Genomic DNA, 13,364 nt, shown 5'->3' on the forward strand with positions numbered 1-13,364 from the left:
CCCTAATGAGGCCTTTTTTCAATTTGCCTGTTGCTTTTAGCTTGACAATCTAGCAAAAACATACGGATGGATTATCTTCTCTGCAATCTGTTTCAAACCCCAACTCATCCCTGTAGAATTTTAACGCTTTTTCCATGTTTTTTACGCCTAAACAAATACACGTTATTTTATTCATTCATTTTCCTCCCACAAGTTTATGTGATTGTATTTTATTGTTTTTATCACAAATTTGTCAACAACGACACGCCCATAATAAAGCACTTGAAGGTGCTTCTGAAGGACCTCTCGATTGCTGGTTGACTTCATTCGCTCAAAGTCTGCAAGCTACTGCGCTCGTAAGTCGTGACGGTCCTTAGAGGCCGTCCCTCGCTCCCCTCCTGATGGTCACGTTGTCACGCTATGCCCCTTCGCTCGATCACGCGGGAGGGGCAGGCCGTGGCGCAGCGGCCGCAGTGCAGACAGCGCTTCTGGTCGATCAGGGCGCGCCCGCTTGAGAAGTCGATGCACCGCTGAGGGCAGGCTCGCAGGCACCGGCCACATCCAATGCAGCCAGAACCCACGAAGTACCCCGTCTCGATGGCCCCTGCCCCGCCGACCGAAAAGGGGTCCCGCCGGACGCGGGACGGCACGCTGATGTCGAAGTACTCGCCCACGGCCTTAGAGAGGCGGAACACCGTAAGCGCCTCCCGCGTGCGACCGGGGTAGATTTCCTTCATGTAGGGATTTTTTTCGAAGATATCGTCCAACCGCTCCCCCCCAATGTCCTGCACCTCGCCGCGCATCGAGATGGAAATCTTGCCACTGATCCCCGTCAGCGCAACGAACCCCTGGTCCACGAGCTCCGCGTAGAAGGACTTTCCCCGCGCCGTGAGGAAATAGACGCCGTCCTCGTCCCAGAGCATGATGTCGATGGCCCTCAACTTGGGCCGTCCATCCACCCCCACCGTCGCGACGGCCACCGTGTGGATATCCTCCGCCAGCAGTCGCAGATAATCGCTGCACTCCATCAACAATCAATCCCCCCGGACCTTGTCGTCGCCCTGCCGTCAAAGAATGACGTTAGTTTTGTTTCATCCGTGCCTTATAGGCGCTCCCCCATTCGTGCATTGCCGTAAGGACGGGACGCATACTCTCACCAAGCTCCGACAAGGCATACTCAACCCTTGGCGGCACCTCGGGATAAACCGTCCTGGTGAGGATTCCGTCTGCTTCCATCTGGCGGAGGCTGTCGGTCAGCACCTTCTGGCTGATCCCGTCCAGGTCCTTACGCAACTCGTTGAAACGCCACGAACGCATCAACAGATTCCTTAAAATCAAGAGCTTCCACTTGCTCCCAATCAGCCCTACCGTTGTGGCAACCGGACAATCCGGCAGTTCACCCTTCGTTTTCATTGGGACACCTCTATTGCTTCATTTTTTAATGTTACATTGTAATCATAATGCAACACGTATCAAAGGTCAATAAAGAGGCTTTCGTGACTCGGAAGTTTCAGCAAGGGGGACCTTGCAACGGACGGGCTGAGTTCCGCCAGGAAGCTTCGTGGATAAAATAAACGGTTTCCAAGCTGCTTTGAATCAAAACTCGGACGCGACGGTCCATAAGTTACAAAAAAGTGGGTACTTGTGAAAGCTTCCGCCATTTCATAGAATGCAAACAAGGCGCAGAAAGCGCCCCGGCTATCCCGACTATTTTGTAAGGAGGAGATACTGATGGCACTTTCCAATCTGTCCGGATGGGGCACAACGGATAAGGAGGCTTCAACGTCTGCCTGCGGCGCGGCAGACAAACCGGAGGAAAAGCCCGCTGCCTGCGGCGCGGCAGACAAGCCGAAAGAAAAGCCGGCTGCCTGTGGCTCCGCTTGCGGTGCGGCAGACAAGAAGTAATCCCACCCCAGCTCAAACCGTTCCCGGTGGGGAATATCTTGCCGGGAACATCTTTCATTGCTCAATTTATGCGTTTTTACACAGACAAAACGCTGTTCTCAAAGGACGAACATGAAAGAATATTTTTCTTTCCAATGGCATATCACTGACGAGTGCGATCAGCGATGCAGGCATTGCTATATTTTTTCGGGCGATCCCTGTCGGGAACTCGACTCCATGACGTGGAAGCAGTTGCAGGAAACGTTCTATAACTGTCTTGACTTTTGCGATGTCCACGACAGGCTTCCGTATTTTTACCTTACGGGTGGCGATCCTATTTTGCATCCCGACTTCTGGCGACTTTTAAAGCTGTTTCACAAGCGCGCCATCCCCTTTACGATCATGGGGAACCCCTTTCATCTGACCGATCGGGTGTGCAGAACATTGAAGTCCTTGGGCTGTCAGAAGTATCAGCTCTCGCTGGATGGCCTGAGGGAAACTCATGACTGGTTCCGTAAGCGGGGGTCCTTCGACTGCACATTGGAAAAAATAAGCTGTATCAACCAGGCCGGCATTCGCAGCGTCGTTATGACCACCGTTTCCAAGGTAAATCATGCGGAGCTTCCCGGCATCATCGATGCCGTTGTGAAGGCCAGGGTAAACGTGTTTGCCTTTTCCCGTTACGTCCCCTCCGGGGGTGAGCTCGACGCAGGCATTACGGCACAGGAATATCGAAAGCTGCTTGCCACCTGCGACCGGAAGTTCACGGAATACGAAGCGGAGGGTTGCGATACTTACTTCAACAAGAAAGATCACCTTTGGACGCTTTATGAGTACGAAACAGGGAAATTCAAGATTCCCTCCTATGCCTGCGATGGAATGATCTATGGTGGATGCAACTGTGGGAACTGTCATCTGACGATTTTGCCCACCGGGGAGATTTATGCCTGCCGCAGGGTGGCGGACAGCAAGGTGGGCAGCGTGTTTGAAGACCGACTCGCTGACGTTTGGGTAACGGACATGGAGGCATTCAGAAATTATGACGATTTTTCAAAATGCTCCCGTTGTAAGTTAAAGCAATTCTGCCGTGGCTGTCCTGCAGTCGCCAAGGGCACAAACGGTGACTTCTACGGTGACGATCCGCAGTGCTGGGCCAGCGTGGAAAACGGGTTGCTGACGCCTGAGATGTCGCAGGGAGAAAGAAGTTGAATACATGGATATCGAAACCTGCATTAAAAAATTAAGCTACGTCGGCGTGCTTGATTTTGCCACCGTTGACGAAAGCGGCGCTCCGCAGGTGCGCAACATCAGCGCCATTCACTATGAGGGAACGAGCCTATACTTTCTGACGGCCAGGGGAAAATACTTCGCCTCGCAGCTGAAAAACGACGGAAGAGTTCAGGTCCTTGGCTACACGAAGTACAAAGAAACGATCCGACTTTCCGGCAGAGCCGAAGAGGTCCCAGAGGATGCTCAGGTCAAGTGGCGGAACGTTCTTTATCAGGAACAGCCCTACCTCGAAAACGTCTACCCCGGAGAAACGAAGAACATCGACACGATCTTCCTTCTGCAGGACTACACGATAGAGTACTTTTGCCTCTCTACCCGCCCAATCACAAGGGAATATTTTGTAGTCGGAAACGCTGAATCGCTAAAAAAGGGATACCACATCATGGAAAACTGTATCGGGTGCGGCACCTGTCAGGCGGTGTGCCCACAGGACGCCATCAGGCCAGGAACCCCTTTTGTGATCGATGAAAGCCATTGCCTGCAATGCGGCAACTGCGCTGAAAACTGTCCCGTGGAAGCGATCGAGAGGTATTGAGGCGATCCTGATGAAAACCATGAAAGCAGTCCTTTTAAACGGCGTTACGGAGGCAAAAGACCTCGTCCTGTCGGAGGTGCCGATTCCAGAGGTAAGGCCCGGCTGGGTCCTGGTAAAGGTCAGGGTTTTCGGCATGAACCATTCGGAGCAGATACTTCGCCTGAGCGAGATATGCGCGGAGTACATTCAAAAGCCCATCATTCCCGGCATCGAGTGCGCGGGAGAGGTTGCCGACCCCTCCGACAGCGGGCTTTCCAAAGGCCAAAAGGTCATTGCCATGATGGGCGGCATGGGCCGCAGCTTCAACGGCAGTTACGCTGAATACGCCCTTTTGCCCGTTCAGCGCGTTTTTGTCATCGAAAGCGATTTCGACTGGGCGACGCTTGCGGCTGTGCCGGAAACCTATTTTACCGCATGGGGCAGCCTGCTTGAATGCCTCAAACTGCAACCCGACGATACGCTCCTGATCCGCGGGGCGACCTGTGCGCTGGGCTATGCGGCGATACAGATGGCAAAGGCAATGGGATGCTGTGTGATCGCCACCACCCACAGAGAAAACAAGTTAAAGCTGCTCCTCGACGCGGATGAGCAGGTCCTGGACCAAGGGAGGCTCACAGGCGTCGTTCAGGGAGCCACCAAAGCTCTTGAGCTTGTCGGTGCAAAAACGGTAAAAGATACGCTGACCGCCGTGGAAAGGGGCGGAATTGTCTGCAATACCGGCGTTCTCGGAGGCGTGTATGCGCTCAATGGATTTGATCCCATCAAGGACATTCCAAACGGAGTGTACCTTACCGGATTCCACAGCAACTGGCCTACACAGCAGGTCGTTGACGACATCTTCCGTTTTATCAAGGACAAAAACCTCGTCCCCGTTTACGGAAAAGCGTTCAGCTTCGAGGACATGCAGGACGCTATTGCCGCACAGGATGCGGGAAGCGTAAACGGCAAGATCGTTGTAAAGCTATAAGCAAGCGTACAGGCGGCGCGCGGACGAGCCAAGACACTTGCACCGAGCCGCTCTGCCTCCCTGGTGGCCTCAGAACGGGCTGGGGGATTCCACGGTGCCTGTGCCGCAAAATCCCCCCGTTCCAGGTCAAAATGACCTGACGCCGAAAAACCCCAAGCCGCTACCTGGAAAACGCAGCGCGATACACCTCGTCCTGTTCCGGGAAATGGACGATATACCCAATCGGGAGCTTATTTCCCGTCGCTTCAATGACCGCCCTCGCCCCCTCCTCTCCAAAAGCGCCGCAGAGCTCTATACAGTCAACCCCTTCACGCTGCAGCCGGCGCGCTTCTTCCCTTGCTTCCCGCAGGTCTGCGACACCGACGATCTGAGCGTCACCACCGTGAATCGACGCCCTGTCCGCCTCCGCATTGAAATCGCCCATGATCAAAAACGCAAACCGCATAGCATCCATCCTCCTGACTTTAGTGGAATTTTTCTATTACTCAGAGCTTTTTATTTTTTATCGCATCGCGCTTTCGCAGTTTAACTTCTTCTCTGAATCGCATTTGAAATCGCAGCTTTCCATTCGGGCGCTTCGCAGCTTGCCCGGCAGCTTGCACATTCCTCTATAAGCGATACGATCACATTGGGTGCTGCACGATTTCCTTTGAAAATTGCTCTGAAAAACGCCACAAACTGCGCCAGCGTAAAAGGAACAATGTGTAAATCCAACCGCTCATCGTCCTTGGTGTACCAAGTGCCAATCCTGAACGTCTCCGCTGTGTTGGAATCAATCCGATTGGCGATGAACAGTCCATAGACCGGCTTGTCGTATTGCTGCGTCATATCCGCAACGTGGCGGCGCACAGGTTCGCCCTCCATCGCCTCCTGGCGGGAACTCTCGGACAGCGTGACCTCGATCACGATAACATAATCCTCAAACTCGGCAATCAAGTCCGGGCCATTGCCTGGTGCAGTACTAACCGGCAGGAAATCTTGATCTATCTTGAATCGGCGCACTTCATAAGGCTTATTTGCCAACGTGTCAATCGCCAGAAACGCCCGCCACAGGCTCCACTCCAGATAGGCCGGCACCTCCGCTTTTGGAATTCTAATCTCAGCGTCCTCACCAATTTTCAGGCGATCTCTGCGCAAAGCGATCAAATCCATATAAGCTGCAATTTCTTCCCACTGCCCGGCCTGTTGCCCGGCATAGACTTCCTCTTTCTTTTCTGCAATCAGCCCCTCAATCTCATACCGAACCTGGTTAATATGTGCCGGGGTATCCAACAGCTTTCCAACGATGGAGTATTCGACGCCATAATGCTGAATTTTCTGCAACAGGTCTGAAAGCACTTGGTTGGCAATTTCCGCATTATCGGTCGGCAATGGCGTTCCATTGCAAAGAGAGCGATACAGCTCCAATAAGGGCTTGTCCGACATAAGTCCCTTTGTAAGCTCAACAGCCAACGCGTGCTTTTCAGGGATCAGAACAATCCCCTTACCCTTGGACTGCACCATGCCGGTCGCTTTCAGGTAACGCATATTCATATCTGCGTAGTCGATGAAAGTGTGCGGTTTACATGCGCATTCAGCGGCGCCTTTTTCATAGATATCCCGGTCAAAGGCACGTTTGCGTTCTGCCGCCTTCCGCAGCGCTCTCAGATTACAAAGCCTTTCGACGGTGGCTTCCAGCCCATCGGCAGGGCTTGTAACCTGAACGATCGCAGCCATTTCAATAAAATTGACAGCAGGCTCCATGCGACGCTTTTCAAGCTCCAACAGGATCGCCAACGTCCAGGTCAAAGGAGAAAATCTCAGACCTTCACCGCATGGGGCCATGGGAGTGACCATTGACCGCAAATAGCACTCCTGCATAGCAGCCACGGTTTCAGCGCGTATCAAATTTCGACCGGCGGGCGTAATCGTGTCAAGCGGGCCAAGAGCGCTTTGCTCAAATCCCATTGAGCTTTTGATCTCCGGATAAATAAAACCGAGTTTTCCCATGGCTGAACGCCACTTACGCCCAACGCTGTTGGTCACATCTTCTCCAAGAGAAACGACGCCGCATTCTCCAAGCAAACGGCGAAAAGCTCTATCACCTTCCCCTCTACGAATATCACCTTGAATCGCCGAGGTGGAGAGGGCAACCAGGCCATCCCTTATCCGCATGGCGCTCCTTACGGACGTATTGCCAAGCTGCCAGAACCCCATACCTCAAACTCCTTTAAGGAAACACTGATTAAGTCGTTGAGAACTGTCAACCGTATGGACTCCCCTCAGTGCCTGAAACTTCATCAGGCCGCGCGAAGCGCGCGGGGCTTGGGGCGTAGCCCCATTTTAAAATTTTAAGGAAGCGCTAAAGGATAGCCTCTGTTTGATACTCCTTGATTGCTTTCAACAACTTTTGAAGATTAATCAGCGCTTCCTTAATATCCGACAAACAGATATTCTTGGACTTTGTTTCTGTTTGTCTTTGCGTCATTCTGGTTCCCAAAGGAATACCGATAATCTATTGGAACAACCTCAACGTGTTCCTTATGTTTTGACATGATTGCGGTCATCTCGTCCTGTGTCGGCAAGCTGTTTGATGAGTATGAAACGATCAGCACGCTTTTGGAAAACTTTTTAAACAACTGGTCGAACGCACCTGCCGCCCCCTTTCGCGTTGAGAACGGCGTGGGATAGGATTTAAATTTTCTCGTTTGCGTGTGCTGCTGAATCTCAACGCCCTTCCAGTCTCGCGCCAATCCTTCTACGAAGTGATAGCGCCGCACATACTCGTTATCGGACAAGGGTGAATAATAAGGCGGATCGATATAGACAAGACCCGGTTGCTCCAGGCGCAAATCCATCGCATCACCGTGCCTCGCTCGATTGACCTTTCCGTTATCAAACACTGCCCGATTGATCGCCTCAACAGCCTCTAAAAACTGCTGTTCCAGCGTTTTTTGCAAATCCTTACGACCGTCGTTGTAACGTTCGCCGGTATATGTAAAAATACCGCGCGGACGCTTTTTCGTGCAGGCGCGAATCAACGCGGTCATCGCTATGGCCCGTTTGTAAGGGTCACGAATCGCCGCGATATTGACGCGCAAGGTATCAATCAGGGCGTTGTCGAAATCTGAATAGTAAAGCCCCTGAAACGTAGTCGATACGAAATGATCGGATTTCCATTGGGGGAGCAATAGAACCTTCGCTTCTTCAACGGGCAGCTTTATCGAATTGTTTTCAATCATGGCCTTTGCAAAGGTCGCAGACATGGCCATATAATCGTTGCTGACGACCTGCTTGCCCTGTGCCTTGAACATGTAGCCCACGATGCCAGAACCGGAAAACAGATCCACCGCCGTATCAAATTGAAACTCCGATGCCACGCCCCAAATCTCAGACAGCAGCTTGCTCTTCGACCCCATGAAGCGCGTCGGAGGATATTCAGACACCTGTTCAGGAAGCGGTTTCGGCAGAAGATAAAGCTGTGTGCGCCGTTTCGGCGGGATGCTGACAATAGCATCCTCACCCCTGCGCTTGTCGCCGCTGCGGGAAATATAGCGCTTGGTCTGAATGACTTCAATATTAAACGGCGCATAGAGCTCATGCACCAGCGGGTGATTGGAGTTGGTCAGAAGGATATGACACCCGCGCTCGTGCATCCGCATGACCGCCTTTGCCAACTCAACGTGATCTTCCTCGTAAAACTGCTCCTTCGTGTACCGTTTAAAATCTGAGTACTCCGAAACCGGCAGATAGGGCGGGTCAAGGAAGATGAAATCACCCGGCTTGGCATAGTATTCCAGCACCAGCATATAGTCGCCACATAAAATCTCCGTCTGTCTCAGCGCGACTGAAGCAGCGTAGAGTGCGTCGGCATCACAAATTTTCGGATTGTTGTATCTGCCGTAGGGCACATTGAACTGCCCTTTCCGATTTACACGGTACAGACCGTTATAGCAGGTCTTGTTGAGGTAGATCGTCCGGGCGGCGGCTTCGGCAGGAGGCAACGTTGACCAATCCAGCCCGCGAACGACATAGAACGCCTCTTGTGTATTTTGATAGGTCGCAAGACAACGAATGACCTGATCGACGTTCTTCGCCACCTGCCGATACGCATTGATAAGCTCCGGGTTGCTGTCCGAGATCAAGGCGCTTTCCGGGTGGAGCGCAAAGAACAGGGCACCACCTCCAACAAAAGGCTCGATATAGCGATTGTAGGAGGCCGGCACTTTGGGCAACAATTCGCCGAGCAGTTGAGCCTTGCCCCCGGCCCATTTTAAAATGGGTTTCACTGGAGACAATACTTCCTTTTTCAATGCCTCTGCCATTCGCGCTGCCTCCCTTCATCTTCACCGTACTTGGATATAATACACCAAAGTACGGATAGATTACAGCGCGCTGAACTTTATATTCATATACCATATATCAATAGAATAAATTTTCTTATAGCCTATCCAATGTACCCGTTGCGTTTGGCTTGGCAATCCGGAAAGCCAAAGGAGCCGCCTGACCCTTGAAATCAGGCGGCTCCTTTCTTGGTAAAAATCGTTGCCACGCAAGGCTTCAATTCAATGCTCTCAAGGGCCAAAAAGCCCTGCGTCCAGAGGATTTTCGACCTCTGCAATCACTCCCACTCGATCGTTGCCGGCGGCTTGGAGGTCACGTCCAGCACGACGCGGTTCACGCCGCGCACCTCGTTGCAGATGCGCTTTGCCGTCACGTCCAAGACCTCCGGCGGGATGCGCACCCAGTCGGCCGTCATAGCGTCCTGCGAGTTGACGGCGCGCAGCGCCACCACCTCGCTGTAGGTGCGGCTGTCCCCCATCACGCCCACGGTGCGCACCGGAAGCAGCACGCAGAAGGACTGCCATATCCCGTCGTAGAGCTTCGCGCGCCTCAGCTCCTCCCGGAAGATGGCGTCCGCCTCCCGCAACGTGTCCAGCCGCTCCCGCGTGATCTCCCCCAGACAGCGCACGGCGAGCCCCGGCCCCGGGAAGGGCTGCCGGTCCACGATGTCCTCCGGCACGCCGATGAGGCGCCCTATGGCCCGCACCTCGTCCTTGAAGAGGTCCCGAAGGGGCTCCAAGAGGCGCAGCTTCATGTGCTCCGGCAGCCCGCCCACGTTGTGATGGGACTTGATGAGCACCGCGCCCTTCCGATGGCCGCTTTCGATGACGTCCGGGTAGATCGTCCCCTGAAGGAGCCAGTCCACCTCCCCGATCTTCGCCGCCTCCGCGTCGAACACGTCGATGAAGAGCCCCCCGATGATGCGGCGCTTCTTCTCCGGGTCCGTCACGCCGGCCAGTCGATCCAAAAACAGGGCGGAGGCGTCCACGTGGCGCACGGAGAGCCCCATGCCGCTGTAGGAGGCCACGACGTGCTTCGCCTCGTTCAAACGCATCAGGCCGTGGTCCACGAAGATGCAGGTCAGCCTCGGCCCGATGGCCCGGTTCACCAGGGCGGCGGCAACGCTCGAATCCACGCCCCCCGACAGCCCGCACACGGCGCGGCCCTCGCCAACCTGGCGCCGGATATCCGCCACGGCGCCCTCCACCCAGTCCTCAAGCCTCCAGTCCCCCGCGCAGCCGCAGATGTCGAACAGGAACCGGCGCAGGATGTCGCGTCCGTGCTCCGTGTGTACGACCTCCGGATGAAACTGCAGCCCAAAGAAGCGCCCCGCCCGGTCCTCCATGGCGGCCGTGACGCCCCCCTCCGTAGAGGCCGTGGCCCGAAAGCCTTCGGGCAGGGAGGTCACCCGGTCGCCGTGGCTCATCAAAACCTGGAGCTCATCGGGCAGCCCCTCCATGAGGCGGGAGTTCCCGCTGCGCCGCACCCGCGTCACGCCGTACTCCGACCGCTCGCCGGAGCCCACCGCCCCTCCCAGGGTCTTCGCCAGGAGCTGCATCCCGTAGCAGATGCCCAGCACCGGCGCCCCCATGTCCAGCACGCGTCGGTCCACGGCGATGGCGTCCGGATCGTTGACGCTGTCCGGCCCGCCCGATATGATGATCCCCTTCGGGCTGAACTCCGCCACGCGCTCCCGCCGCGCGTCCCACGACAGGACGACGCTGTGGATGTTCATCTCGCGCACGCGCCGCGCGATCAACTGCGTAAACTGTGAGCCGCAATCAATGATGACCACATTCTCCAACTTTTGCGCTCCCCCTCCTCTGTCCCCCGGACGCGCCATCAACCGCTGGGCGAACGTCCGCAACCCCTAAACCTAGGAATATTATAACCGCAAGCGCCCCTCTTGGGGGAGACGCGACCCAAACCGGCGGGCCGCGGACAAATTGACGTTCGTTTGTCGCCGATTCCCACTTCACGATACAACGCAGAATATATTTCGTAGGGCAGCCCCGGCCGTCCCACGGCAAGCCGGTCCGCTTTCCGTTGGGTGCGGCCGCCTCAGGAGGAACTCCCGCCCGCAGGGCTGCTTGTTTTAAGTTTTTTTCCATATTGACGTTTCCGGCGAGTCCGCTATAATCCAGTATAGAGCTGAGTTAATAAGGTTCAGCTATGGCAGCTTCCCGAATGAGGGATGCGAGAGAGATCCCGCCGCCGCGGGACGCCGAAGGGGCAACGCGCCCACGTGACGCTGAAACTCTCAGGCAAAGGGATCGCATCCGGACGGGAGTCTGAAACCGGGCATAGCTCACACACTCATCTTTAATGAATGTGCTCAGGTGACAGAACACGGGAGGTCCGGAGGTCGGCAATGAACAAGACCGTGCTCATCACCAACAACAGGGACCTGTGCGCAAGCGTGCGGTGCGGACGCTTCGTTGAGGGGTCCTCTTTGGACGTGCTCGTTGCCGTTCGCGACTCCATCCACTTGGGCTCCATCCTCCTCACCCACCCGCTCTGCGGCAACCTACGCCCCTACCATCAACCCTTTCGCTCCGTCCTGATCGAAGAACGTCCGGGGGCCCTCGTGGACCTGGAATCCCTCTCCATGATCGAAAAGGCCGTGGGCGTCTACGAGGCGTGCCGGGAGCGGATGATCATCCCCTCATCCCTGGATGAGGGCAGACGTGCGGATTACGCCTTCATCGACTCCGAGTTGATGAAGGAAAGTCTGGAGCGGTACGGACAGTTCCGCCGGGAGGCGGCGCTGCGTCCCGCGTCCCTTTTGCTTCACAAGAACCCAATGGAAGGGGGTGAATCAAGATGAGCGCAATCGTTGAACTGACGAAGGAGAACTACGAGGCCGAGATCAAGGAGAGCCCCATCCCTGTGGTGGTGGACTTCTGGGGGCCAAAGTGCGGTCCCTGCATGGCGTTGATGCCGAAGTACCACGAGCTGGCCGACAACCCGAAGTATGAGGGCAAGGTCAAGTTCTGCTCGGTGGATACCTCCAAGAATCGCCGCGTAGCCATCGGCCTGAAGGTCATGGCTCAGCCCACCTTCCTCTTCTGGAAGGGCGGTGCGGAGGTGGCTCGCCTCAGCGGCGACGGCACGTCGATCGAGGGCATCACGGCCGAGGTCGACAAGATGCTCTAAGCCGGAGCGTGCGTCCGGGTGAGGCGTCCAAGCCGGCGCGGCGGAGTCCCGAGGCCGGTGCGGCCCTCACCCATGGTATCGGTTTCAGGAAGCGCGGAGGTCGCCCGGAAGGCAGCTCAGCGTTTTCTGAGAACGACAGGAGCTGGAAAGGAGGAGTACTTTTTATGAGACTGGAACTTCACAAGCTTTTTGTCAAGCAGCTTAAGTTCGGCGACAAGACCGGCTTCTCCGGCGGCACTCTGACCGTGAACAAGAAGGAGTTGCTGGACCTCATCGCCGAGGACCCGCTCCTTGGGAAGAACCTCGACGTCGATCTGGCGATGCCGGGCGAGAGCGTCCGCATCATGCCGGTGAAGGACGTCGTTGAGCCCCGCTGGAAGATCGAGGGCAAGGGGCAGGTGTTCCCCGGCATTCTGGGCGACGTCGAGACCGTCGGCGAGGGCAAGACGCTCGTTCTCTCCGGCGCGGCCGTCGTCACCGCCGGCAAGCTGGTGCGCTTCCAGGAGGGCATCATCGACATGACGGGCCCCGGCGCGGAGTACACGCCCTATTCCGAGACGTGCAACGTCGTCCTGGTCCTGGAGCCGTCGGACCCGGAGATGGACAAGCACGACTACGAGAAGGCCTGCCGCGTAGCCGGGATCAAGGCCGCTGCCTATCTGGCGAAGGCCTGCGCCGACGTCAAGGCGGAGAAGGTGGAGATTTACAACCAGGCTAACATCAAGGAGGCCATGTGGGCCCATCCCGGCCTGCCGAAGGTGGGCTACCTCTACATGCTCCAGACTCAGGGCCTGCTCCACGACACCTACCTCTACGGCGTGGACGTGAAGAAAATCCTGCCGACGGTCCTCTCCCCGCTTGAGGTCATGGACGGCGCCATCGCTTCCGGAAACTGCGTTTCCGCCTGTGACAAGAACAGCACCTACTCCCACCAGAACAACCCCATCATCGCGGACATGCTGAAGCGCCACGGACGGGACTTCAACTTCGTGACCTGCATCGTCACGAATGAGAACGTCACCCTGGCCGACAAGCGCCGCAGCAGCACCTACGCCACGAAGCTGGCCGCCATGCTGGGGCTCGACGGCGTGGTCATCAGCGAGGAGGGCTTCGGCAACCCGGACGCCGACCTGGTGATGAACTGCTGGAAGGCGGAGCGCATGGGCATCAAGACCACGCTCATGACGGACGAGTACGCCGGACAGGACGGCGCGAGCCAGTCCCTGGCGG

At 56.0% G+C, this 13,364-nt stretch carries 13 protein-coding genes, 1 pseudogene and 1 riboswitch; of the genes and pseudogenes, 7 read left to right on the forward strand and 7 right to left on the reverse strand.

Annotated elements, in window-relative coordinates; translation table 11 throughout:
- Window positions 1-55: 55 nt before the first annotated feature.
- The 3 genes and pseudogenes from Q0629_RS10170 to Q0629_RS06020 form a co-directional block, all read right to left on the reverse strand.
- Window positions 56-175 (reverse strand): annotated as a pseudogene (locus Q0629_RS10170) (VOC family protein); the annotation flags it as partial.
- A gap of 217 nt (window positions 176-392) precedes the next feature.
- A complete protein-coding gene (locus tag Q0629_RS06015) occupies window positions 393-1,007 on the reverse strand; it encodes a 4Fe-4S binding protein (protein WP_298780198.1) in 615 nt (204 codons plus the stop codon).
- 52 nt (window positions 1,008-1,059) lie between these two features.
- Window positions 1,060-1,392: a helix-turn-helix domain-containing protein gene (locus Q0629_RS06020; protein ID WP_298780200.1), complete on the reverse strand. Its 333-nt coding sequence runs from the start codon at window positions 1,390-1,392 to the stop codon at window positions 1,060-1,062.
- A 318-nt stretch (window positions 1,393-1,710) separates the two neighbouring features.
- Between Q0629_RS06020 and acgA the strand changes: the two genes are divergently transcribed.
- The 4 genes from acgA to Q0629_RS06040 all read left to right on the forward strand — a co-directional run bounded on the left by acgA (window position 1,711) and on the right by Q0629_RS06040 (window position 4,655).
- On the forward strand, window positions 1,711-1,884 hold the full coding sequence (gene acgA / locus Q0629_RS10175; protein WP_366123143.1) for an ACGX-repeat peptide: 174 nt from the start codon (window positions 1,711-1,713) through the stop codon (window positions 1,882-1,884).
- 111 nt (window positions 1,885-1,995) lie between these two features.
- Window positions 1,996-3,072 carry a radical SAM/SPASM domain protein, ACGX system gene (acgM, locus tag Q0629_RS06030; protein ID WP_298780204.1) on the forward strand — a complete coding sequence of 359 codons (1,077 nt, stop codon included), beginning with the start codon at window positions 1,996-1,998 and terminating at the stop codon, window positions 3,070-3,072.
- Window positions 3,073-3,076: 4 nt separating this feature from the next.
- Window positions 3,077-3,688, forward strand: coding sequence for a 4Fe-4S binding protein (locus tag Q0629_RS06035; RefSeq protein ID WP_298780207.1), 612 nt, complete (start codon window positions 3,077-3,079; stop codon window positions 3,686-3,688).
- Window positions 3,618-4,655 (forward strand): zinc-binding dehydrogenase, encoded by a 1,038-nt coding sequence (locus Q0629_RS06040; protein WP_298780209.1) that lies wholly within the window; start codon window positions 3,618-3,620, stop codon window positions 4,653-4,655. Before Q0629_RS06035 ends, Q0629_RS06040 begins: the two co-directional genes overlap by 71 nt.
- Before the next feature lie 160 nt (window positions 4,656-4,815).
- Here the strand turns inward: Q0629_RS06040 and Q0629_RS06045 are convergent, their stop codons facing one another.
- From Q0629_RS06045 to guaA, 4 genes are all read right to left on the reverse strand, one after another.
- The gene (locus Q0629_RS06045; protein WP_298780212.1) at window positions 4,816-5,100 is read right to left on the reverse strand and encodes a DUF6506 family protein; all 285 of its coding nucleotides are present in this window, start codon (window positions 5,098-5,100) and stop codon (window positions 4,816-4,818) included.
- An 80-nt stretch (window positions 5,101-5,180) separates the two neighbouring features.
- Window positions 5,181-6,851 carry an AlwI family type II restriction endonuclease gene (locus Q0629_RS06050; RefSeq protein WP_298780215.1) on the reverse strand — a complete coding sequence of 557 codons (1,671 nt, stop codon included), beginning with the start codon at window positions 6,849-6,851 and terminating at the stop codon, window positions 5,181-5,183.
- Between the two features lie 215 nt (window positions 6,852-7,066).
- Window positions 7,067-8,959, reverse strand: coding sequence for a Dam family site-specific DNA-(adenine-N6)-methyltransferase (locus Q0629_RS06055; protein ID WP_298780218.1), 1,893 nt, complete (start codon window positions 8,957-8,959; stop codon window positions 7,067-7,069).
- A gap of 296 nt (window positions 8,960-9,255) precedes the next feature.
- A complete protein-coding gene (gene guaA, locus Q0629_RS06060; RefSeq protein WP_298780221.1) occupies window positions 9,256-10,782 on the reverse strand; it encodes a glutamine-hydrolyzing GMP synthase in 1,527 nt (508 codons plus the stop codon).
- A gap of 383 nt (window positions 10,783-11,165) precedes the next feature.
- A riboswitch (glycine riboswitch) is annotated at window positions 11,166-11,264 on the forward strand.
- An 85-nt stretch (window positions 11,265-11,349) separates the two neighbouring features.
- Between guaA and Q0629_RS06065 the strand changes: the two genes are divergently transcribed.
- From Q0629_RS06065 to Q0629_RS06075, 3 genes are all read left to right on the forward strand, one after another.
- Window positions 11,350-11,805 carry a GrdX family protein gene (locus Q0629_RS06065; protein ID WP_298780225.1) on the forward strand — a complete coding sequence of 152 codons (456 nt, stop codon included), beginning with the start codon at window positions 11,350-11,352 and terminating at the stop codon, window positions 11,803-11,805.
- Entirely contained in the window at window positions 11,802-12,134 is a 333-nt protein-coding gene (locus Q0629_RS06070) for a thioredoxin family protein (protein ID WP_015556762.1), read from the forward strand. The genes Q0629_RS06065 and Q0629_RS06070 overlap by 4 nt, the downstream gene beginning before the upstream one ends.
- A gap of 164 nt (window positions 12,135-12,298) precedes the next feature.
- Window positions 12,299-13,364: glycine/sarcosine/betaine reductase component B subunit (locus Q0629_RS06075; protein ID WP_298780228.1), on the forward strand; the 1,066-nt coding region annotated here is incomplete at its 3' end.

Source organism: uncultured Fretibacterium sp. (assembly GCF_938030725.1).
Classification (GTDB): Bacteria; Synergistota; Synergistia; order Synergistales; family Aminobacteriaceae; genus Fretibacterium.